A 21528-nucleotide genomic window follows, 5' to 3' on the forward strand; every position below is an offset into this window, starting at 1 on the left:
CAGGGGAGCGAGAAGGCGCTGCGCCGCGACGCCGCGGAGAATCGGCAACGGTTACTCGATGCGGCAGCGACCGTGTTCAGTGCGCGTGGCCTGGACGTGGGTGTCGACGAGATCGCCCGGGTCGCCGGCGTGGGCATCGGCACTCTCTACCGCCGGTTCCCCACCAAGGATGCACTGATCAGTGAGCTCGTTCGCCAGGTACTCGAGGACTTCGTGGCCCTGGCCCATGAGGCACTTTCCACGCCGAACGGCGAGGGTCTGGAACAGGTCCTCTACGGCACCGGTGCCATCCTGGCGTCGCACCGTGGATGTTTGTCTCGCATGTGGAACGACGACGAGACCGCAGTGCTGAAGCATCAATATCGACAGATCCTTGACGAATTGCTGGCGGGGGCCAAGCGGCACGGCCGCATCCGCGACGATGCCACCGGCGCCGACCTGGAGCTGATCCTCTGGTCCCTGCGCGGCGTCGTCGCGACGACCCGCGGCGTCACCGACACCGGCTGGCGGAGAATCCTGGCCGTGATGATCGCGGGATTGCGGCCCGGCGCGGAGACACTCGATGCGCCGCCGATGAACGCCGAGCACGTCGCGCACATCAAGGAACTACTACAGACTCGATAGTTTCGGCCCCCCACATCCAGCGTGCGGCCATCGACGATGGTGCCGCCGGTTGCCCATCCACCATGTCGGCGAGAGGCGGTTCGATGTGCTCATGGATCACCCGTTGTGTGGTCTTGGCAGCCTTCGCCTCTGCCACGGCCCGTAGGACGTCGAGGTCGGCGACCCTGCGCCGTGCAGCCGCCCTTGAAGACGAGACCGTCGCGCCGGACGGGCGGCCGAAAACGTGTCGGACCTACGTTGATACGTCAGGCACCGAGTGCGGGGTGAATCAGTGTTCACCTCGTGGTGCAACATGATGGTAAATGCTCAAATTCGATAATGTTGGTGAGGAACTTTGATGGATCTCGTAGTCACACAGCCTGAATTCCGTGGTGACGGTGTCACCCTTGTCGCCGACCGGTGGGATCCGCCGTCCCAGGGTGCCGGCGGACCGAGTGTCGACAGGAAAGGTTTGGTTCTGTTGCTGCACGGCGGCGGGCAGACTCGGCATTCCTGGCGAAATACGGTCGCAGCCTCGCGTCGGATGGCTGGTCCGCCATCGCTGTGGACGCACGTGGGCATGGGGACAGTCAGTGGGCACCGGACGGGGACTACGGCATCGATGCGTTGGTCGCCGACCTGGCATCGATCATCGCCGAGCTGGGGGAGAAGCCGGTACTCGTCGGTGCCTCGATGGGCGGTATGACGTCGTTGATTGGGCAGGGGGAGAATCCGGAGCTCGCTCGCGGTCTGGTCTTGGTCGATATCGCACCGAAAGTCGAAACCAGCGGCACCGCGGAGATCATGGCTTTCATGCGTAGTGGCCTCGAGGGTTTCGAGAGTCTCGACGACGCTGCAGCGGCGATCGCGGCGTATACCCCGAACCGGGTCCGCAAGCCCAACCCGCAGGGGTTGCACAAGAACCTCCGCCTGCGTGATGGCCGCTGGTTCTGGCATTGGGATCCGGCGTTCCTTCGCCACGGCGACGAACCCACCCGCCAAGCGGAGTCGATCGTGCGATACGAACGCGCCCGTGCCGCCGCCGCGGCGATCACCGTTCCCACGATGCTCGTGCGTGGCACGCAATCCCACGTGGTCAGCGCGGAAGGCGCCAAGGAATTGCTGGAGCTGATCCCGACCGCCACACTGATCGATGTCACCGGGGCCGGCCATATGGTCGCCGGCGACGACAACGATGTCTTCAGTGGCGGATTGAAGGGATTTCTCGACGACGACGTTGTCGCATCGCGTCACTGACGCCATCGAGGCCCTCGAACGGGATTCGATTCCGGTCGTCGTCCGACCGACTGCCTCCGCGAGCCTTCGAAATGGATTGTGAGATTCAGGTATTCCGTGATCTTGCTTAGCCAGTCGGACATCGTTTCATCGATGCTTATGCGCTTCCGACGGCGGGCTGACGTCCCTGTAAGAAGCAGCTGGCAGTGTTGCGCGCCATCTTTGGGTAGGTGAGGGAACCCCTTCGTGGTCTGCGCGCACGCTCGTTCCGGGCTGGTGGCCCGCTTGTTGCGGCTCAGATGAGGGAGAGGATGGCGGTGTGGTCGGCGATGATGCGGGCGACCAGGTCGCGGCGGGGCCATCGGCCGTGTGCCAGTCTTCCGGACCGCCAGCCTGCCCGGCCCGTCCCACCGTGGGTCACCGTTCCCGGCGCACCTGTTCGTATTTCAGCTCGAACACGGGATCATTGTGCGACTGGAATGGTCCGGTGCCGACGACCCGTGGTGTGCTACCAGTGTGCCTTCGCCGGCTGCGCCAACCCCGCGCACATGCGTATGGGTACCAACGCCATGAACCGCGCCGAGTATCACTGGCGACGCCGCAACCTCGCAAGCTCCCTCGCCAGCTCCCTCGCCAGCTCCCTCGCCGACGTCCGCGGCCGGCGGGCGGGCCGATGTGGATATTCTCCGCAGCTATATCGGGGCAAATACCTGCCGTCTCGATGCGAGCTCAGTGGGCCCGGATCTTCCTGGCGCGCATTTCGTAGGTCGACCGGTTCTGTTCTTTCGTGATCTCGGTGACGTTGGCCGACTCGTCGTGGGTGTACGCGTAAGCGGCGAGTCCCATGATCAACGCACCAGCGATCCACGAAGTCCATGCGGCGCCGTCACCGGCGAACTGGCCGACCCACGGCGCGATGAACAACACCAGTCCCACCACGGTGAGGGACCAGTGGTCTTTGGTGGGATCGCGGGCGAGAAGCGACCACAGGGCGTAGAGCGATGCGATCGCTCCGAAGCCGAGGGTGAATCCTGTGCCGGCGGTGGTGGTGTCGGACCAGAACGAGGCCGACATCGTGACAAGGCCCAGGATCAGCGCCGCTGCGCCGGTCCATCGAGTTGACGTGTTCATTCGCACTCCTTTGCTCGATACGCTACATGTAGTGTAGCGCTACAGACAGTGTAGCGTTATCGGCGGAGCCCGGTAAGGGCCGACGACGAAAAGGAGGGGGAGCGACGATGCCGCGGAGCACTCAGCAGGCTTCACCGGAGCAGCGCATCGCGAGCGCCGTCCTGGAGCTGCTCCGCAGCCGGGGCCCCAAGGCGGTGACGATCGAGGCCGTGGCCGCTCGCACCGGCATGGCCCGCACGACGATTTACCGTCGCTACCGCGATCGGAACGAGATGCTGACCGCGGCGATGGCGCCGATCACCCAGCCCACACCTCCCGGCCCGGACGTGCCGCCGTCTCAGGTACTGCGATGGGTGGTCGAGCAGTCTCTGGGTTCGATCGAGGACGGGATCGGCTTCGGCGGGATGGCGGCGCTGGTCACGGAGGACGAACCATGGTTCACCGAACTGATGCGGTCGTTGTTGGTGCAGCACCGGAGCACGTTGGCGCACGTTCTGCACCGGCACATCACCGCCGGGCAGATCCGCGGGGACCTCGATGCGGAGACGTTCCTCGATTGCATCGTGGGGGCGTACGTCGCCGAACGGGCCCGCAGCGGCACGGTCGAGTCGGACTGGATCGATCGGGTGATACGCACTCTGCTTCCGGCGTTCGCGCCGTCGCAGACCCTCGGGGCCTGAGGATGTCCTGGTGTTACCCGTGGATGCGACACGAACCGCCTGCGCGAAATGGGGAGAGCAATGATCGAGAGCACCGGAGAACTCCACATCACGCCCGTGGCCCCGGCGATGGGCCGATGCCCCGCTGCGCCCGGGCGCGTCGCGGAACTGATCAACGGGGTCTATGCCGTGGCGGAAGACGGGATGTGGAAGCACGGGGCCACCCGGACCACGACGGCGGAGATCACCGAATTGGCAGAAGCGGACCAGATATTCGTCGCCCGTCTGGAGGGTCGGATCGTCGGGTGTGTTCGCCTCGTCCCACTCGCCGACCGCGTCGCCGAGTTCGGCATGCTCGCCGCCGACCCGCAGCTGCGGGGTGTGGGGATCGGCCGGGCCCTGGTGCACTTCGCCGAGAACCACGCCGCCGAGACCGGCAGCGACATCATGGCGCTGGAAGTGATTCAGCCGCGCGATTTTTCGCTCCCGTCGAAGGAATTTCTGACCGGGTGGTACACCCGAATGGGTTATCGCGCCGTGCGTACCGACGCATCCGAGACGGTGTATCCGGCGCTGACACCGCTGTTGAAGGTCCCCTGTGTCGTGGTCACCTATCGGAAGAATCTTCGCGTGTGACCTGTCGTCCTCCTACCGGGATGGCAACGGTGGAGGCGGTCCGGGCGTCGTGAGTGTTCGAGTCCGGGCAGGACACGATGCAACTATGTCGACAGGGTTCATGACGCAGCAGCGGTTGCATATCGTCGTGGGATCTGTGGTCACGTTCGGGCAGCCCTCCCCAGACCCGAGCACCTCGGTGTGAGTCGAGGCATCGTCCCGGCAGGATGATGACGGGACAGTCTGCACAGATCTCCCTGGCGGCAGCCACACCCCTCAACTGCGCCCGTGACGCTCGTTTCCGGAGAGAAGAAGAGATGTTCGACGGAGTGTCGGCATCCGGCGTGCAACCGACACTCCCAGGCCGCCGCGCTGCGGGCTTGCGGAGTCGAGCCGCCGTCGAGCATCCATGATCGGTCCCTTCCGCAAGGACGCCGGTAACGCCACCGTCAGGTCGTGTGCAGTTCAGCGCTGTCGGCGAGAGAGGACGGAAAGGCCATCTGTTCCACACGGAGTCGTGCAGTATCAAGATGGGTGCCAGAATATTCAAACCGGAAACCGCAACCCACCGTTGCGGCGGCACCTCGGTCCACGACTCGAATCGTCCGGCGATCCCGATCAACACGACGTACAACAGGCTGGCCACAATCGGGGACCGTGTGGTTGACGCAGAGCACCAGCACCAGCATCGGCCGAGGTCAAGGAGTCGTGACCGTCGACCCGGAATTCTCGTGTCCACCACCCCGGAGAAATCGTGTCCGCCCAACCGGAGCGAACTGACCGCCTACAAGGAGTCTGACGTGTCCGTCGGCACGGAGCAACGCGAGGTTGATGCGGTCGAAACCGGAGGGGTGACGCGGCTAGCCTGCCACGCGGTCACGTTCCGTCCGCCCGTCCACCGGGCGTAGCTGGCCGGGGTCGTAGCCCGTACCCGAGTTTTCAGATGCGCTACCAGACACCTCGGCCTGCCCATTCAGATCGAGGCTTCATCCCCGCAGTTCCCCCTTCCGCGAGGAATGCTCGATTCACGTCTTGCTCCTGAGGTTTTTATATCTGGTGGATTCGTCATGTCGGTTGTGCGCGATCCGCGGAAGCGATATTCCGCACGCCTCGAATTGGTTCGAGGCTGGTCGTCCCAAGGCACAGGTCGATCACGGCGCATCAGGTCACGGTGGATGACCTCCTTCATGATCTCGTTCGTTCCGCCGTATATCCGTTGGATTCGGTGGTCAATGTAGGCCTTGGCAACGGGGTACTCCATCATGTAGCCGTAGCCGCCGTGGTACTGGACCCCGGCGTCGACGACCTGGCCCTGTAGTTCGGTCGCCCACAGCTTCGCTTTGGCCGCATCGACAGGTGTGAGCGTGCCCTTGTTGTGCTCGAGAATGCACCTGTCGATGTAAGCACGGGAAACCTCGATCGCGGTGCGCAGCTTCGCGAGGTCGAAACCCATCCCCTGAAACTCACCAATCCGTTTGCCGAATGCGGTGCGCTCGCGGACGTAATCCATCGTCCAGCCGAAGACTGCCTCCGCAGACACCTGGGCCGCGATACCGATGCCGAGTCGCTCGAGTGGAAGCGACTGCATCAGGTACGCGAATCCGGAACCGGGTTCTCCGAGCAGATTCTCCTTCGAGATGCGGACGTTGTTGAAGAACAACTCGGCGGTGTCCTGCGCGTGCAACCCCACCTTGTCGAGTTTGCGACCGCGAGTGAATCCAGCGGTGCCATCTTCAACAACGAACAAGCTGAATGCCTTCGAGCCGGCATCCTGCTCGGTCTTTGCGAAGACGATCACCAAGTCCGCAAGGATCCCGCTGGTGATGAATGTCTTCGACCCGTTCAAAACCCAGCTGTTGCCGTCCGTGACCGCAGTTGTCTGGATTGCCCGTAGGTCGCTTCCTGCGATCGGTTCACTCATGGCGATCGCACCGATCGTCTCGCCTGTGACGAACCCGGGCAGCCAGCGGTGCCGCTGTTCTTCCGTTGCAAGCCGTAGCAAGTAGTTCAGCACGAGGTCGTCGTTGGTGGAAAACCCCGACTGCAGAGCCGATGCGCCGACACGCGCGATCTCCTCCTGGATGATCACCCGGAATCGGTAGTCAGATTCGTTGGGACCGCCGAATTCCTCGGGAACTGTGAGGCCCAGCAACCCCTGCCGACCCGCGGCAAGCCAGGTTTCGCGGTCGATGAGCCGATCGACGTCCCACTTCTCCAGGTTCGGTACGACGTTCTTGTTGACGAAGCCGCGGACTGTATCCCGAAACAGTTCGTGGTCCTTATCGAAGAGATTGCTTTCCATGATTCCTCCTCGGCAGCAGTTCTACTGCCGCTCGATCGGCCTGTTGAACCGAAATTAACTAGTCGATAGTCGATTTCGCTCCGTCGATCCACGAAGGGAAGTCAACGTGCTTCGTGGTGCATGCGCGTGATCGATTGAGCGTTCGTGATCGTCATTTTGCCGATCGGGGGATACGGGTGAATCGCCCGAACTCCACCACTGTGCGAATTCGTCTATCGCGGCGATATGGTCGTCGACCGTCCTCAGGGGGCGGACATCCAGCCCGAGTGCGGAAGCACTGGAGGTCGACGTGCGGATCGCCATGCGGGCGCCCCCCAGTTCCGTCCAACGTTGCTGATCAGCTGCCCACGACTCGGGGCCGACGCCGTACGAGAGATACATCTCGGCCGGCACATCAGCGGGATCGCGGCCAACCTGCCGGACAGCCTGATTCAACTCAACCAGTTGTCGGAATGTCTCATCGCCGCCGAAGGCGAAGAGGAATCCATCCGCCAGCCGGGCGGCACGGCGCAGAGATGCAGTGGTGCGACCACCCATGAGGATGGGGATGTCCTGCGCTGGACGCGGAACCACACCCGCCCGATCGATCCGATGGAAGCGTCCGCGGAAGTCCACTGTTGGATTTCGCCACAGCTGACGCAGAACCTCGATCTGCTCCTCCATTCGAGCGGCACGGTCACGAAAGCTGATGCCGAGCGCTTCGAATTCCACATGGTTCCACCCGATCCCGATGCCGAGTGCGAATCGGCCGCCGGACAGTCCAGCAATCTCGGCCGCCTGCTTCGCGAGCAAGGCGGTCTGCCGTTGTGGAGCAACGAGGACACCGGTCGCCAGCTCGATCGTCGAGGTAACGGCGCTCAGGAAAGCGAGCAGCGTGAGCGGCTCGTGAAACGGAACCATCTCGTCGTACCCGGCTGTCAGGGCGGGTGTCCGTCCTTCCTGCACAGCACCGAGGACGTGGTCGTAGACGATGACCCGGGAGTAACCGAGGTCCTCGGCAGCCTGACCGAAGGCGATGACGACGCCTGGGTCCGCGGGCAGGTCTTGGCTCGGAAAGACGACCGATCGCCCGAGCATCACCGCTCCTTTCGACTGCCCGGCGCACCTATTTAGCTACGACCACGGCGACATGATGTTAGTTTTGACAAGTGCGCCACCCGCGGTGACGTACGGATTTCAATCAAACGGCGATTGCCCAGAGATTCGACGCGCATCGGGGAGAGACCCACCCAGTTCTTAGGCGCGTCGAGGGTCTGGACCTCGCACGACCAGGAAGGACATCCGGCCATGGCGCGCCCCAAGGTCCCGCTGATCTCTCGACGCTCCGTCATCAGGGTAGGCCTCGACATCGTCGAGGCCGATGGAGTCGACGCGCTGACCGTCCGGCGCATCGCGAAGGAGCTCGACGTCAACGCGGCCTCGCTGTATCACTACTTCGCCTCGAAGGAGGACATTCTCACCGCGATCACGCGAGCAGCGCTGGCAGAGATGCCGGTGCCGGCGATCAAGGAGGGCGAAGATTGGCGGCACTGGTTCGCCGACGTCGGCATCGAGTATCGGGCGTTCCTGATCGAGCGGCCCTACATGACAGAGCTTCGGGCACGCGGCTACGTCTCCCGCGCAGCCTTGCCGGCCGAGGCCACCGGGATGGCGAGGATGACCGAGGCAGGCATACCGGCGGATGTCCAGATAATCATCCTCGACACGATGGAGGCGTTCGTGATCGGATCGGCGCTCATGCACCACGGCCGCTCCGAATCGGCCCGGGTGGTTCAAACCTCGCCGGCGCGTCGCCGGCGAGCAGAAACCCTCGCCGACGAATCCTTCGCTGTGATGCTGCGTCTGATGATCGTGGAGCTGACCGAGCGGTTCATTCCCGAGGCATACGAGGTTGAGGGCGCCTGAGATTGCGTGTTCAGAGCGCATCGAGCACCTCGTCGGGCGCGATCGGACCCTCGCCGTACTCGGCGAGGGTACGGACGACGATCTCCCTGGCGGGGCGCACGGCGTCGACACCGGACACGGAGTGGCCCGCGCTCACCACGTCAGTCCAGCGGCGGGGATGGCTGCCGTCGGATCCGCCGCCGTAGAGTTCCGCTGCGGTCGCCGCGGTCACCGTCTCGTCCAGGGCTTGCGGGTCCAGGCCGGCCGCCCGTATCGACGGTGCGAGCATGCTGCTGGGAAGGCCGGTGAACGCGCTGGTCAATACGACGTCGTCGAGCGTCGAGGTGACCAACATATCCCGGTAGGCGGGTGTTGCCATGCTTTCCGGTGTCGCGATGAACCGGGTTCCCATATAGCCGAGATCGGCGCCGAGTGTCACTGCGGCGCGCAGCGCGTGACCGTCGGCGATACCTCCGGCCAGCACTACAGGCCCGTCGAAGAATTCCCGCACGGCTCGGGTGAACGCCAGCGGGTTCATCCAGCCGGTCTGACCTCCAGCGCCGGCGGTGAGTAGTACGAGGCCGTCGGCGCCCGCGGCCACGGCCTTGCGTGCGTGGGCCAGGGTCGCGACGTCGGACAGCACGATTGCACCGATGTCGTGCAGAGGCCCGACCACTGGTGCGGGCGATCCGACACTGGTGATCACCACTTCGACCCCGTGCTCGACGAGAACAGGCAGGTGCTCGACGGTGCGTGGTCCGCGCATGATCAGGTTGGCCGCGTACGGTGCCGGGGTGGACCGGCAGGCGGCGGTATGCAACCGGGCTGCCTCCTCGATTCGGTCGAGCCAGTGGCCGAGCTCCTCTGCGGAGCTGGCGTTCGCAGTCGGGAAGGCACCGATGGCACCCGCGGCGCAGACCGCCGACACCAGCTCGGGTCCGGACACTCGCAGCATTGGTGCGACGATCAGAGGCACCTTCAGTCGGCTGGTGATGCGCGCAGGCAGGTGACTCACGGCGCGACCCTTCGCGTGCCGGGTTTCCCTGCTGGTGCTCTGCGGCGTCGGGGGTCCGGTACCGGCACAGCGTCGAGCAGTGTGCGGGTGTACTCGTGTTGAGGGGCTTCGAACAGCTCCGCGGTGGGCGCCGACTCGACGATCTCGCCGCGGTACATGACCACGACCCGGTCGGCGATCAGGCGGACCAGCGACAGGTCGTGCGTGATGAACAGGTATGCCATGTTCCGCTCGGCTTGCAGATCGCTCAATAGGTTGATTACTTGGGCGCGGATGGACATGTCGAGCGCGGCCACTGGTTCGTCGCACACGATGAGCTCCGGGTCGGTGGCGATTGCCCGTGCGATCGCGATGCGTTGGAGTTGCCCACCGGAGAACTCGTACGGGTAGCGATCGAGGTGGTGACTGTCCATTCCGACGCGGCGGAACAGGTCGAGCACCTTCTCGGCCCGTGCCCGGGCATCGAGGTTGCGGTGGATCAGGAGCGGTTCCCCGACGATATCGCCGACCACCATGGTCGGGTCGAGCGACGAGTACGGGTCCTGGAAGATCATCCGCATCCGGCTGCGCATCCGGCGTAACTCGCCTTTCGGCATCGCACGCAGGTCGCGACCGTCGAATTCGATGCTGCCCGAATCCGGTTCGACCAGGCGCAGCGCCATCCGCCCGACAGTCGATTTGCCCGCCCCCGACTCGCCGACGACCGCCACCGTCTCGCCGCGGCCGACGGACAGTGAGACCTTGTTGACCGCGTGGTGGATTCCGGTGGTACGGCCGAGCAGGTTGCGGCTCGTGACGAAGGTTTTGGTGAGGTCCGTGAGCCGCAGGACCTCGTCGGTCTGGGCTCCGATGTGCCCGTGGCTGTCGAGACCGCGGCCGGCGGCAGGGGACAGGGGGGACGTCTCGGTGGTCATCGCACTCCCTCCAGGACCAATTCATCGGAACGCAGGCAGCGCACGGCGCCGCCGTCGGATTGCCGCGTCAGTGGGACCGGCGCGAGGTGGCAGTCGGGCGTCGCGTAATCGCAGCGCGGCCCGAAGTGGCAGCCCACCGGCCAACGATGCGCCGGGGGAACGCTGCCGGGAATGGCAACCAGTCGCCCTTTGTGGGCGGCGGTGTCCGGCAGCGAACGGATCAGGCCCTCGGTGTAAGGATGCCGGGGACGGTCGAAGATCTGCTCGGCATCGCCCGCTTCGATGATCTGCCCCGCATACATCACGGCCACCCGATCGCACATCTCGGCGACAACACCCAGATCGTGGGTGATGAACAGAATGGCCAGGCCCATTTCTTTCTGCAGGTCGCGCAGCAACTGCAACATCTGCGCCTGTACGGTGACGTCGAGGGCAGTCGTCGGCTCGTCGGCGAGGAGCACGGACGGGCGCGGGGCGAGCGCCGCGGCGAGCATGACTCGCTGGCACATACCGCCGCTGAACATGTGGGGATACTCGTGGGCACGTCGCGCCGCGTTGGGGATCCCGACGAGGTCGAGCATTTCCACGGCTCGTGCCCAGGCCTGTTTCCGGCTCATCTTCGTATGTGCCCGTGCCGATTCGGCGATCTGCTCGCCAACTGTGAAGACGGGGTCGAGGCTACGCCGCGCCTCCTGGAATATCATCGAGATCCTGCCGCCCTGGAACTCGCGTCGCTCGGCAGCAGCGAGGGCGCGCATGTCGACACCCTCGACATGCACGCTGCCCGAAGTGATTCGGCTGATCCGCGGGTCGAGTAGACCCATCACCGCCAGGGACGACACTGTTTTGCCTGAACCGGATTCGCCGACGAGTCCGAGCGTCATCCCACGCTCGACTCGGAAGCTCACCTCGTGCAACACTCGGACCGGACCGCGTTCGGTGTCGAACTCGACCGAAAGGCCGTCTACGGCGAGCGCGCTCGCCGCGACCTCTGCCCCGGGATCCGGGGTCCTGCCGGCTGAAGCCAGGCTCACGTTCGTGGAAGTCATCGCTCCTCTTGCTCTCTGATTGGTTCGGTTGTCAAGTCACCCTGGATTGTCAGGACACCCTGGAATCGCGTCCGAACGCGTCGCGGAGCCCGTCGCCGAGCACCGAGAAGGCGAAGACCGTCACGGTGATCAGCACGGCCGGTGGGATGATCGGAAACCAGCTCTCGTGGATGTGTGCGAAAGCGTCACGCAGCATGGAACCCCAACTCGCGGTGGGTAACTGGACGCCAAGACCGAGGAAGCTCAGGCTGGCCTCGGCAGTGATGATGAATCCGATCGTGAACGAAATTTGGACGAGCAGCGGGCTACTCGCGTTGGGCAGCACGTGCCGACCGAGGATGCGGCTGGTGGGGCAGCCATCTGCTCGGACTGCTTCGATGTAGGTCTCGCTGGCAACGGTCTGTGCTGCACTGCGGGCTACCCGGTAGAAGCGGGGAGCGAACACGATTCCGATCGCGATCATGGCGTTGGTAAGGCCTGGGCCGGCCACACCGAGGATCGCCAACGCGAGGATCAGCGGCGGTAGGCTCAGGAGTCCGTCGGCGATTCTGCTGAGCACGGAGTCGGTGATCCGTCCGAGGTAGCCGGCGAGCAAGCCCAATGGCACGCCCAGCACGATGGCGACGGTGAGTCCTTGGAGGGACGCGAGCATTGTGACACGGGTGGCTGCCACGAGCCGGGACAGAATGTCCCGGCCGAACGAGTCCGTCCCGAGCCAGTTGGCCGCCGACGGACCGGAGTTCTTGGTTGCCAGGACCTGCGCATTCGGATCCGCCAGTGGGAGAAGCGGGCCGAACACTGCTACCAATCCCAGCAGAACGATGAATCCGAGCGCGATCATGGCGCCACGGTTGCGGAGCAGGCGGCGCAGTACACGGCTACGGACACGGGGTTCGCGAACGTTCTGCTGGTCGGTCGCTGGTGTGGGCGCGTCGACAACGGTCATACCGCACTCCTCAGACGGGGATTGATCACGAATTCGAGAACATCGGTGCAGATGTTTGCCACGATCACGGCCAGGGCCGACACGAGGACGATGCCTTGGATGATGGGGAAGTCGTGCTGGACCACCGAGTTGTAGGTAAGCATCCCGAACCCGGGCATGGCGAAGACCTGCTCGACGATCACCGTGCCGCCGAGCATCCGACCCAATTGAAGGCCCACCACGGTGAGCACGGGGGGCGCTGCATTCTTGAGTCCGTGCTTGCTCAGGACGAGCAGTGGCGCCAGACCCTTGGCCCGCTGCGTTCGGATGTAGTCCTGCTCGAGCACGTCCACCAACGCGCCGCGCAATTGTCGGGCGACCTCCGCTGCCGAGGGGAGCGCAAGCGCGAGTCCCGGCAACACCAGATGGCTCAGCCATACGTTCGGGCCTGCCTCGGACAGTGGTACGTATGCGGTTGCAGGGAAGGCCCGGAGGGTGAGCGCGAAGACGATCACCAGCAGCAGTCCGGCAACGAAGGGGGGTACGCCGATGAAGAACGACGAGAACGCCGAGACGATCCGGTCGGCGATGCCGTCCCGGCGGGCAGCGGCCAAGGTACCGAGGGGAATCGCGATGAGGAAGATCAGAGCGAACGCGACGAGGGTCAGTGACAGCGTCGCCGGAAGAGACTCGGCGATGGCGTCGCCGACGCTCTGACCGGAGAACAGTGATACGCCGAGGTCGCCCTGGAAGAGACCGCTGTAGTAGCTCACCAACCTCTCCCAAAGGGATTGGTCCAACCCGAGTTGCACTCGTACCTCGTCGACACGCTCGGGGCTGGCATTGTCGCCCGCGAGCAGGGCCGCCGGGTCACCGGGGGACAGGTCGACCAGCAGGAAGGTCACCAAAGTGACCACAAACAGGATGGGTACGGCCACAAGGAGGCGCTTGCCGACAAGAGTGAGCATCAGCCGGCCACGGCCTCGGCCACGGACAACGACCGCAGATTGATGACCGAGCCCCACTGACCGTAGGTCATCGAGTCGACACCCATGAGCTGGCTGGAGCCGACGAAGTTCACCGGGATCCGCAGAAAGAGCAGATGCACGGGATCATCGGCGAGGGCTGCCGACATCCGTTCGAACGCTGCGGGCCGCGCCGGATCGTCGAGCTGCAGCTGCAGCGCAGCTGCGGTGGCTTTCTCGACCTCCGGGGGAACACCGCCCGGGCTGTCCGCACCGAGAACGGTGTCCGCCGCCCAGATGCTCGGGTCGCCGGTGGCCACGAATCCGCTGGTATAGCCGTCCGAGGCGCCCCGGCGGAAGGTGGAGCGAGCTTCGACACCGGTGACCCGCTGCAGGTTGACGGTGACGCCGACCCGGGCGAGCTGGGCCTGCGCGATCGTCGCGAGGGTTTGTGATGGCTCACTGCCGGTGATGATCATGTTGAAGGTCAGGTTCGGGACGCCTGCCTCCTCCAGCAGCCGCTTTGCGCCTGCCGGGTCGTATGGATCCTGTTCGAGCGCGTCCACATGGCCTGCGGTGCCGGGGGGATAGAACTGGAATGCGGGCTGGCCTGCGCCGCCGAGGACAGCCTGGTTCATCTCGTTGCGGTCGATGGCCATCGAGAGTGCCTTGCGCACGCGAACATCGTTCAGCTCGGGTCTGCTGATATTGACGTACGACCCGTACACCGACCCCGGGGCGAACTCGGTTTTGGTGAAGCGCCCCGAGTCGAGCAGCGACTGGTAGGTATTCGCGAGGTGACCGGGCAGCGGGGCTAGCGAGATCTGGCCGCTCTGCAACGCGGCGATTCGTGCGGTGTCGTCACTCAGCGAGATCACAGTGGCACGCTTGACCTTCGCCATGTTTTCGGGATCCCAGTAGTCGTCGTTCCGCTCGAGGCTGAGCCGGTCTTGACCGAGCTGAACGAGCCGGAACGGGCCGCTGCCCGCCGGGTTGCGACTGATATCGGTTCCCTCGGCGATGGCCTGACCACTGATCATCGCGCTGATGCCGGGCTGGGTCGCGAGGGTGACCGGGAAGTTGAACGCGGGCTCGGAGAAGCTGATCCGCACCGTTTGCGGGCCGTCGGTATCCACCGAGGTCACGGTGGAAAGCAGCGGTGCGCTGGTCGAGCCGGGCAGCGTCTTCGCTCGATCGAGGTTCGCCTTGACCACCGCTGAGTCGAATCCGGATCCGTCCTGGAAGGTGGCGTCGCCGCGGAGCTGCAGTGTCAGGGCCCGTCCGTCCGGTGCCACCTCCCACGACGTGGCGAGCATCGGTGCGACCACCTGCTCCGTATCGAGCTGGAGAAGCATGTCGTACAGCGGGAAGATGTATGCGAGATCGGTGCTCGGGTTGCGGATCAGGTGGGGATCGAGCGACGTTGGAGCGCCGATCTGACCGACGGAGAGCTCGGCGTCGAGGCTGGCTTCCCGCGCATCTCCTCCAGCGGACGAGACGGTGCGGCCGGCCCCTGGCCCCGCACAGCCGGCAACCAAGGCCGTCAGCGCTGTGACGAGGAGCACGAGCACGGGCACCCGGCGAAAGGGTCTGAAGTTCATTGGACGTCACCTCGGAATTGTGGGTGGCTTCAACAGGCTGTAAGAGGATCTTCCGGCAGTGGTACACATCACATCCGGGCCTGGAGAATTAGCCAACACCATTAGATAAAGCGTGTCAATACGTTGATCAAGCAAAGCTATCTCTAGTAGGTTTACCGACGGCTGGTCGAGGCGTTTCGGAGGCCCTACTTCCGACGCCGTGGCGTGAATGAACAGTAATGAAAATCGCTTTGGCTGGCCGGTTGGCGACGACAGCGGGAACGTTGCGTTTCCGGCGGATGTTGACTGCGATACACATCACACATAATCTAACAGTGTTGGACATCGGATCTCGGAGTGCTGAAAGAGGTATGAGGATGCTCGATCTGATCATCAAGGGCGGCACGATTGTCGATGGGCTCGGTACTCCGGCCCACGAGGGCGACGTCGGAATTCGGGACGGCGTGATCGTCGCGCTCGGCCGAGTCGACGAACGGGCCACCCGCATGATCGATGCGACCGGTGCCGTTGTGACACCGGGATTCATTGATGCGCATACCCATTACGACGGTCAGGTGACATGGGATGACGAGCTTGTCGGTTCGGCGTCCAATGGTGTGACCACGGCTGTGATCGGCAATTGCGGAGTGGGCTTCGCCCCTGTGCGGCCCGGTGGGGAAGCGGAGCTCATCGACCTCATGGAGGGCGTCGAGGACATTCCCGGTACCGCGCTGTACGAGGGCATCCCGTGGGGAAACTGGGAGTCATTCACGGAATACCTTGGTTTCCTGGGCGGCCGTTCGTGGTCGCTAGACATCGCCGCGCAGCTTCCCCATGCCGCGCTGCGGCACTATGTGATGGGTGAGCGGGCCTACGCGGAAGCGCCCGGTGAAGGGCTCGCGACCGAAGCCGACATCGCAGAGATGACCCGGATCGCCCGTGAATCCGCCGAGGCGGGCGCGACGGGCTTCAGCACGTCGCGAATCCTCTTTCACCGCTCGATGTCCGGGAGATCGGTGCCTGGCACCCATGCGCCCGAGGCGGAGTTGCTCGCGATCGCCGAGGCGATGCGTGCCGGTGGGGTCGGCATCGTGCAGGCCATCCCGGCGAACGGCGAGTCCGAGGTGCCCAACGTTGGCGGCGATCCGAATAGGCTCCTCGAGGAGGTTCGTATGCTCGCACGGATCTCCCGCAAGGCAGACGTGCGGTGCACTTTCACGACCTCGCAGCACTCGGCGCATCCGAATCTGTTCCGCGAAGTACTCGCCACGACCCGCGCGGAGAACGAGGCGGGTGCTCGGCTGACACCGATGATCATCCCTCGTGCGGCCACGGTGCTCACGACGCTGACCGCCTACCACCTCTTCATGCGTCGGCCCACCTATCTGCGTCTCGCGGAATCGCTGCCGCACGCCGAGCTGGTGGACGCGCTGCGTGATCCCGCGGTCAAGGCCGCGATCCTGTCCGAGCAGGACCACCCCCACGAGAGCCCGGGCTCGATGGAGAACAGCATGCCGCGCTTCTTCAGCAAGGCATTACCGCGCACATTCCGGATGACCGATCCGGTCGATTACGAACCGCCGCTCGACCAATCCCTGGCGGCCTTGGCCGCTGCCGCAGGCCGGAACGAGGAGGATTTCCTGTACGACTTCCTGCTGGAAGACGGCGGCACGGTCGTGGGCATGTACCTCGCGGTGAACTACGTCGACGGCAATCTTGATGCGGCGCGGGAGATGCTGTCCGATCCGAACACGGTAACGGGTCTGTCCGATGCCGGTGCGCACGTGAACTTCATCTCCGACATGTCGGTGCCGACGTTCCACCTCACTCACTGGGTCCGCGATCGCAACCGCGGCGAGCGGCTGCCGATCGAACTGGTCGTCTCGAAGCTCACCTCGAAGCCGGCGCAAACCTTCGGACTGAACGACCGCGGTGCGTTGAAAATCGGGCTGAGGGCCGATCTCAACGTGATCGACCTGGACCGGCTCACCGTCCGCCCCCCGGTGATGCTGCACGACCTCCCCGCAGGCGGAAGTAGGTTCATTCAGCCTGCCGAGGGCTACATCGCCACGATCGTCCGCGGGATTCCGACCCGAATGGCCGATGTAGACACCGGAGAGCGCCCGGGTCGGCTCGCTCGGCCCGCCCGGCTCTGACTCGGCCCGCGGGGCCGACGGAATCCGCTTTCCACTCCTCGTCCGAAAGGCTGGCAACTTGACGTGCAGCAAAATCTCGCGGGTCTAGTCCGCTATTGGGCCGCGTATCGGCCGGACCACGTCGCTGTGCATTTCGAGGGCCGCGACACCCCTTGGCGCGAGCTCGACGCCCGCTCCACTGCACTAGCAGATGGCTTCGTCCGCTCGGGTGTGCGCTCAGGGGATGGAATCGGGATTCTGATGGGAAACCGGCCCGAGCTCATAGGAGCGACCGGATCCGCGGCCATTGCGATGTATTGCAATGTCGCCGAGAAGGACTCGGTGCGGTTCGCGATCGCCGCCGTAGTCGAGTATCACGGCCGGATCGCCTTGCTGCACAAGAATACGGAGGTTCTTCTTGGGGTCGAGGACGGCAGCGACGGCCTGCTGGAGGACCTGGACCGGGCGACCTGGCGGCGCACCCCTCGACGTGACCCTGACCGGAGCCTTCCTCTGCACCAAGTACGTGATGCCGCACCTACTGGTCCGGCGTGGCTCCGTCGTCTTTTCCGCATCGGGTGTCCGGCGCACTGACCGGGAGCACCGTGAGTGCATATACGCCGAATAGGGCAGGCCTGGCCGGGTTCGTCCGTTCACTCGCGCTCAACTAGTGATCGACACGACCCGGTTGGGCGTTTGGCCACAGCCGAGGACGTGGACAACGTTGTCACCCGCCTCGCCTCACCGGCGTCTGATACCTCAAGGGGGTCCTCGTGCCGGTTGAGGGTGGGCTGCTACTCGCCTGTTTCATCAAAGTTAAGGAGGGACCCGATGGGCCCGAAACCAACGATGCCCGAAATGCTCCGCCGCCGGGCAAACGACCATCCTGATGAGACCTTCATCGAAGATGTCAGCAACGACAAGACTTGGAGCAACCGAGACTTCTACCTCGAAACCTTGCGGGTTGGCGACGCGCTGGCCGCGCTCGGGGTAGGGCCCGGCGACCGGGTTGCGACCATGCTGGATCCGAGCGTACGAGCGCACACCATCTGGATCGGAACTTGCTGGACCGGGGCGGTCGAGGCACCGCTGAACACCGATTATCGCGGCTCATCGCTGGCACATGCCCTACACGACTCCCGCGCCAGGGTCCTTGTCACGACTGCGTCCTATGCCGAGCGGCTCTCCCTCATCGCCGGCGAGCTGACCGAACTGCAGACTGTGGTGCTGGTCGACGAGCCGCCGAAGACGTCGTTCTGGCCGGGCCGGATCGCGCTGCTCGAGAAGCTCCTGCGCGCCGCCCAGCCCACTGAGAGGCCCGCTCCGCAGGAGCGCGACCCGTACGCGGTCGTCTACACGTCGGGAACTACCGGTCCCTCGAAGGGAGTCTTGACCCCGTGGGCCTCGCTGTACATGACGGTGGAGGCCACCTTTCCCGGTGATCGCGCGGGACAGTACCCGGGTGGCGCGATCTACTCGCCATGGCCCACGTTCCACGGTGTGGGCAAGTATGCGCTGGTCGTGGCTGTCGAATTGGGCATCCGAGTGGTGTTGCGCAGCCGGTTCTCGGTCTCCGCGTTCTGGGACGACATCCGCAGCCACGGCTGTACCCACGTCCACCTGATGGGTTTCGGGTCGCTGCTGCTCAACCGGCCGATGCAGGCCGACGATGCCGACAATCCGCTCTGCCGGGCGATTATGCTCCCGTTGCCGGTGCGGTTCCCGGAGTTCGAGCGGCGCTTCGGCGTGAAGGTGTCGACGGCGTGGGGGATGACCGAGATCGGCTTGCCGATTTCGTCGGGCGACCCGATCGATCCTGCGGCGTGTGGACGGCTCCTGCCGGAGTTCGAGGCTCGGATCGTCGACGAGAACGACTACGACGTGCCCGACGGTTCACCTGGGGAGTTCGTGATCCGTTCCCGCCGGCCCTGGTTGCTCATGACGGAGTACCTCGGCCGACCGGAGGCGACCGCCCGAGCCTGGCGGAACGGCTGGCTACACACCGGGGACATCCTGCGCCGGGACCCGGACGGAACGTACTACTTCATCGACCGCGCGGCGGACTATCTGCGTAGCAAGGGGCAAAACATCTCGTCCCTCGAGGTCGAGGCCACCGTCACGGCGCATCCCGAGGTGGCCGCGTGTGCCTGTATCGGCGTGCCGTCGGACATAGCACGGGCGAATGCTGATGGTGGCACTGCCAGCGAAGAAGGAGAGTCCGGCCCCGGTCCCCTCGTCGACGACGACGTGAAGATCGTGGTGATCCGGACCGACGGCTCCACACTGACCGAGCGGGAACTATTCGACCACCTCGTCGAGCGGATGCCGCGCTTCATGGTCCCGCGTTACATCGAGTTCGTCGATGATCTGCCGCGGACGCCCACCGCGAAGATTCGGAAGGGCGAGTTGCGCCGGACGCCGGTCACTGACGGCACCTGGGACCGCGAGGTTGCCGGGGTCGCCGTCCCGCGGTGAGTGGCGGACGACCTGCGGGTCGTTGCGCGCTCGCAATTAATCAAATACCGATTGGTTATCTGGAGAAGGGGTCGACATGAGCTTGCTGAACGAGGACGTCGTCGAACGTCTGACCGAACATCTACGAAATAGCACAACGGATCTCGCTGACGCAGACCTGCGAGTACCGATCACGCACTACGTGAGTGAGGAGTTCGCCGCCGCCGAGCGCGACCTGCTGCTACGCACACCGCTCATTGCGGCGCGCAGTTCGGAGCTGCCTGCGCCCGGCGACTTCATCACACGGACGATCCTCGGCCGCTCGGTGATCATCGCCCGGCAGCGTGACGGTTCGGTGCGGGTCTCGCTCAACATGTGTCGGCACCGCGGAGGCCGCGTCGAGCAAGCCGAATCGGGCAACAAACGGGTGTTCATGTGTTCCTACCACGGTTGGGCCTACGGTTCAGATGGCGGTCTTCGTAATGTGCCGTACGAGAAGGCATTCGAGCCGATAGACAAGAAGTGCAACGGACTCACCCAGGCTCATGCCGAGGAACGGCACGGGTTTGTCTGGGTCGACTTTTCGAGTCAGGGACGGTCGATCGTCGACTGGCTCGGACCCGCCGACGCGCAGGTGGCCGCGTTCGGACTCGACGACGCTGTGACCTTCATCGAAAACCAGTTCACTCTCGACATCAACTGGAAAATTCTGATGGACGGGGCCTATGACATTCTGCATCTGAAGTATCTGCACCCCAACACCGTGGGCAAGATCCTCGAGACCGGTACAAGCGTGTGGCGCAACTACGGGCCGCACGGCCAGCTCTTCAGCCCCCGAATGAAGATGACCGAACTCGCCAAGTCGGGTGAGCCCATCGAAAATGGGTGGAAGTACGTCGGTAGCAACCTCGTGATCTACCCGAACTCGATGTTCATCGCGTCCCCGGATCACGTCGAGCACTGGGTGGTCTGGCCGGACATGACGAATCCTGCGCGATCTACGGTGCACATCCGGTTCCTCGTACGCCCCGGAATTCTCGACGAGCGGATGAAGGGGCGGGTTACCCGGAGCTGGGAGATCCTCCGTGACGCCGCGCTCGACGAGGACTGGCCCATGGCGCGTTCGATCCAGGAGAACGCCGAGTCGAATCCGGACGGAACATTCCTCTACGGCCGCGGCGAGGCCTCCTGCCAGCACCTACACCGTCGGCTGATGGCCGACATCGGTGGCCGGTATGCAAACGCCCTCAACGACATGACATCGAACACTGACAAGAAAGCTGGAGAAATCGGATGACGAAATCGGATCTACTCACCGTCGAACGGCTCGGGAAGAATGTCGCTCTCCTCACGCTGAACCGACCGGAGAAGCTCAACGCGCTCAGCCAGGATCTGCATCGCGCGCTCTACGACACGCTCGGCGAGCTGGCCGAGGACGACTCGGTCGGAGCCGTGGTGCTGACGGGCGCAGGCGAACGAGCCTTCTCCGCCGGATACGACGTTCGCGAACTCGAACCGCTCAACGAGACCGAAACCCTGCTCAGCAACCTGCGTCGCGAACCCTACTGGACGCGGATCTTCGACTACCCCAAGCCGATTGTGGCCGCACTCAACGGCATCACGTTCGGGGGCGGTGCCATGCTGGCCCTCTGCGCCGACATACGAGTCGGCTGCGACGAAACGGTCTTCAGGGTCACGGCCGTCCCCTACGCGGGAGTGATGGCGACCTGGAACCTGGCGCCGCTGGTGGGGATGGGACGAGCAAAGGAATGGCTGATGACCGCACGACCGGTCGAAGCCCAGGAGGGGCTGGCGTCCGGATTGCTCAACCACCTCGTGCCGCGGTCGCAGGTCGTGGATAAGGCGGTAGAGATCGCTGCGCAGATCGCCGAGCACCCGGCGCCGGCTGTCAGCGAGCTCAAACGGCTCATCCATGACAACGCCGGACGCTCTCTCGCAGAAGGCGCCGAAGCCGAAAACTCAGTGATGCACCATGCACTCGCCCCCAAGCGCACCTCGGAACTGTTCGCTGCGTTCCTGGCTTCCCGCGGCCAGGGATGA

18 protein-coding genes and 2 pseudogenes are annotated in these 21528 nt (G+C 64.5%); 10 read left to right on the forward strand and 10 right to left on the reverse strand.

Translation table 11 applies throughout. The features are described 5' to 3' along the window. Nucleotides 1-624, forward strand: a 624-nt coding sequence (locus ACFWAY_RS20850) for a TetR/AcrR family transcriptional regulator (RefSeq protein ID WP_378511936.1), incomplete at its 5' end; no start/stop codon positions are given. Between the two features lie 337 nt (nt 625-961). Next, nucleotides 962-1860, forward strand: a pseudogene (locus ACFWAY_RS20855) (alpha/beta fold hydrolase). A gap of 274 nt (nt 1861-2134) precedes the next feature. On the opposite strand, the gene ACFWAY_RS20860 reads toward ACFWAY_RS20855, so the two are convergent. Together ACFWAY_RS20860 and ACFWAY_RS20865 are read right to left on the reverse strand one after the other, a co-directional pair. Beyond that, nucleotides 2135-2260, reverse strand: a complete 126-nt coding sequence (locus ACFWAY_RS20860; RefSeq protein ID WP_378511937.1) for a hypothetical protein — start codon at nt 2258-2260, stop codon at nt 2135-2137. Between the two features lie 308 nt (nt 2261-2568). After that, nucleotides 2569-2970: an SPW repeat protein gene (locus tag ACFWAY_RS20865; RefSeq protein WP_378511938.1), complete on the reverse strand. Its 402-nt coding sequence runs from the start codon at nt 2968-2970 to the stop codon at nt 2569-2571. A gap of 107 nt (nt 2971-3077) precedes the next feature. Between ACFWAY_RS20865 and ACFWAY_RS20870 the strand changes: the two genes are divergently transcribed. Beyond that, nucleotides 3078-3650, forward strand: coding sequence for a TetR/AcrR family transcriptional regulator (locus tag ACFWAY_RS20870; RefSeq protein WP_378511939.1), 573 nt, complete (start codon nt 3078-3080; stop codon nt 3648-3650). Between the two features lie 60 nt (nt 3651-3710). Next, nucleotides 3711-4265 (forward strand): GNAT family N-acetyltransferase, encoded by a 555-nt coding sequence (locus tag ACFWAY_RS20875; RefSeq protein ID WP_378511940.1) that lies wholly within the window; start codon nt 3711-3713, stop codon nt 4263-4265. 1135 nt (nt 4266-5400) lie between these two features. Here ACFWAY_RS20875 and ACFWAY_RS20880 read toward each other — a convergent pair. Next, nucleotides 5401-6546, reverse strand: a pseudogene (locus ACFWAY_RS20880) (acyl-CoA dehydrogenase family protein); the annotation flags it as partial. Between the two features lie 54 nt (nt 6547-6600). After that, nucleotides 6601-7623 (reverse strand): LLM class F420-dependent oxidoreductase, encoded by a 1023-nt coding sequence (locus ACFWAY_RS20885; protein WP_378511941.1) that lies wholly within the window; start codon nt 7621-7623, stop codon nt 6601-6603. Nucleotides 7624-7833: 210 nt separating this feature from the next. On the opposite strand from ACFWAY_RS20885, the gene ACFWAY_RS20890 reads away from it, so the two are divergent. Continuing rightward, on the forward strand, nt 7834-8451 hold the full coding sequence (locus ACFWAY_RS20890; protein WP_378511942.1) for a TetR/AcrR family transcriptional regulator: 618 nt from the start codon (nt 7834-7836) through the stop codon (nt 8449-8451). A gap of 10 nt (nt 8452-8461) precedes the next feature. Here the strand turns inward: ACFWAY_RS20890 and ACFWAY_RS20895 are convergent, their stop codons facing one another. The 6 genes from ACFWAY_RS20895 to ACFWAY_RS20920 are packed head-to-tail and all read right to left on the reverse strand — an operon-like array spanning nt 8462 to nt 14899. Continuing rightward, complete coding sequence (locus ACFWAY_RS20895) at nt 8462-9445, reverse strand: NAD(P)H-dependent flavin oxidoreductase (RefSeq protein ID WP_378511943.1); 984 nt, start codon at nt 9443-9445, stop codon at nt 8462-8464. After that, the gene (locus ACFWAY_RS20900) at nt 9442-10359 is read right to left on the reverse strand and encodes an ATP-binding cassette domain-containing protein (RefSeq protein WP_378511944.1); all 918 of its coding nucleotides are present in this window, start codon (nt 10357-10359) and stop codon (nt 9442-9444) included. The genes ACFWAY_RS20895 and ACFWAY_RS20900 overlap by 4 nt, the downstream gene beginning before the upstream one ends. Further along, a complete protein-coding gene (locus ACFWAY_RS20905; protein WP_378511945.1) occupies nt 10356-11408 on the reverse strand; it encodes an ABC transporter ATP-binding protein in 1053 nt (350 codons plus the stop codon). The genes ACFWAY_RS20900 and ACFWAY_RS20905 overlap by 4 nt, the downstream gene beginning before the upstream one ends. Before the next feature lie 49 nt (nt 11409-11457). Beyond that, nucleotides 11458-12354, reverse strand: a complete 897-nt coding sequence (locus tag ACFWAY_RS20910; protein ID WP_378511946.1) for an ABC transporter permease — start codon at nt 12352-12354, stop codon at nt 11458-11460. Then, a complete protein-coding gene (locus tag ACFWAY_RS20915) occupies nt 12351-13301 on the reverse strand; it encodes an ABC transporter permease (RefSeq protein ID WP_378511947.1) in 951 nt (316 codons plus the stop codon). The genes ACFWAY_RS20910 and ACFWAY_RS20915 overlap by 4 nt, the downstream gene beginning before the upstream one ends. Then, a complete protein-coding gene (locus ACFWAY_RS20920; RefSeq protein WP_378511948.1) occupies nt 13301-14899 on the reverse strand; it encodes an ABC transporter substrate-binding protein in 1599 nt (532 codons plus the stop codon). The genes ACFWAY_RS20915 and ACFWAY_RS20920 overlap by 1 nt, the downstream gene beginning before the upstream one ends. A 356-nt stretch (nt 14900-15255) precedes the next feature. Between ACFWAY_RS20920 and ACFWAY_RS20925 the strand changes: the two genes are divergently transcribed. From ACFWAY_RS20925 to ACFWAY_RS20945, 5 genes are all read left to right on the forward strand, one after another. Next, the gene (locus ACFWAY_RS20925) at nt 15256-17034 is read left to right on the forward strand and encodes an amidohydrolase family protein (protein WP_378511949.1); all 1779 of its coding nucleotides are present in this window, start codon (nt 15256-15258) and stop codon (nt 17032-17034) included. Nucleotides 17035-17097: 63 nt separating this feature from the next. Continuing rightward, a complete protein-coding gene (locus ACFWAY_RS20930; protein ID WP_378511950.1) occupies nt 17098-17607 on the forward strand; it encodes an AMP-binding protein in 510 nt (169 codons plus the stop codon). Between the two features lie 237 nt (nt 17608-17844). Further along, nucleotides 17845-19488 carry an AMP-binding protein gene (locus ACFWAY_RS20935; RefSeq protein WP_378511951.1) on the forward strand — a complete coding sequence of 548 codons (1644 nt, stop codon included), beginning with the start codon at nt 17845-17847 and terminating at the stop codon, nt 19486-19488. Nucleotides 19489-19564: 76 nt separating this feature from the next. Then, nucleotides 19565-20764, forward strand: a complete 1200-nt coding sequence (locus ACFWAY_RS20940; protein ID WP_378511952.1) for an aromatic ring-hydroxylating dioxygenase subunit alpha — start codon at nt 19565-19567, stop codon at nt 20762-20764. Continuing rightward, entirely contained in the window at nt 20761-21528 is a 768-nt protein-coding gene (locus ACFWAY_RS20945; protein WP_378511953.1) for an enoyl-CoA hydratase/isomerase family protein, read from the forward strand. The genes ACFWAY_RS20940 and ACFWAY_RS20945 overlap by 4 nt, the downstream gene beginning before the upstream one ends.

The organism is Rhodococcus sp. NPDC059968 (assembly GCF_042738615.1).
GTDB lineage: Bacteria > Actinomycetota > Actinomycetes > Mycobacteriales > Mycobacteriaceae > Rhodococcus_F.

Excerpts from the sequence above, each read along its gene's own strand:
- ACFWAY_RS20865 (WP_378511938.1), bottom strand. The coding sequence starts at position 2,970 with ATGAACACGTCAACTCGATGGACCGGCGCAGCGGCGCTGATCCTGGGC.
- ACFWAY_RS20870 (WP_378511939.1), top strand. The coding sequence starts at position 3,078 with ATGCCGCGGAGCACTCAGCAGGCTTCACCGGAGCAGCGCATCGCGAGC.
- ACFWAY_RS20875 (WP_378511940.1), top strand. The coding sequence starts at position 3,711 with ATGATCGAGAGCACCGGAGAACTCCACATCACGCCCGTGGCCCCGGCG.
- ACFWAY_RS20885 (WP_378511941.1), bottom strand. The coding sequence starts at position 7,623 with ATGCTCGGGCGATCGGTCGTCTTTCCGAGCCAAGACCTGCCCGCGGAC.
- ACFWAY_RS20890 (WP_378511942.1), top strand. The coding sequence starts at position 7,834 with ATGGCGCGCCCCAAGGTCCCGCTGATCTCTCGACGCTCCGTCATCAGG.
- ACFWAY_RS20900 (WP_378511944.1), bottom strand. The coding sequence starts at position 10,359 with ATGACCACCGAGACGTCCCCCCTGTCCCCTGCCGCCGGCCGCGGTCTC.
- ACFWAY_RS20905 (WP_378511945.1), bottom strand. The coding sequence starts at position 11,408 with ATGACTTCCACGAACGTGAGCCTGGCTTCAGCCGGCAGGACCCCGGAT.
- ACFWAY_RS20910 (WP_378511946.1), bottom strand. The coding sequence starts at position 12,354 with ATGACCGTTGTCGACGCGCCCACACCAGCGACCGACCAGCAGAACGTT.
- ACFWAY_RS20915 (WP_378511947.1), bottom strand. The coding sequence starts at position 13,301 with ATGCTCACTCTTGTCGGCAAGCGCCTCCTTGTGGCCGTACCCATCCTG.
- ACFWAY_RS20920 (WP_378511948.1), bottom strand. The coding sequence starts at position 14,899 with ATGAACTTCAGACCCTTTCGCCGGGTGCCCGTGCTCGTGCTCCTCGTC.
- ACFWAY_RS20925 (WP_378511949.1), top strand. The coding sequence starts at position 15,256 with ATGCTCGATCTGATCATCAAGGGCGGCACGATTGTCGATGGGCTCGGT.
- ACFWAY_RS20935 (WP_378511951.1), top strand. The coding sequence starts at position 17,845 with ATGGGCCCGAAACCAACGATGCCCGAAATGCTCCGCCGCCGGGCAAAC.
- ACFWAY_RS20940 (WP_378511952.1), top strand. The coding sequence starts at position 19,565 with ATGAGCTTGCTGAACGAGGACGTCGTCGAACGTCTGACCGAACATCTA.
- ACFWAY_RS20945 (WP_378511953.1), top strand. The coding sequence starts at position 20,761 with ATGACGAAATCGGATCTACTCACCGTCGAACGGCTCGGGAAGAATGTC.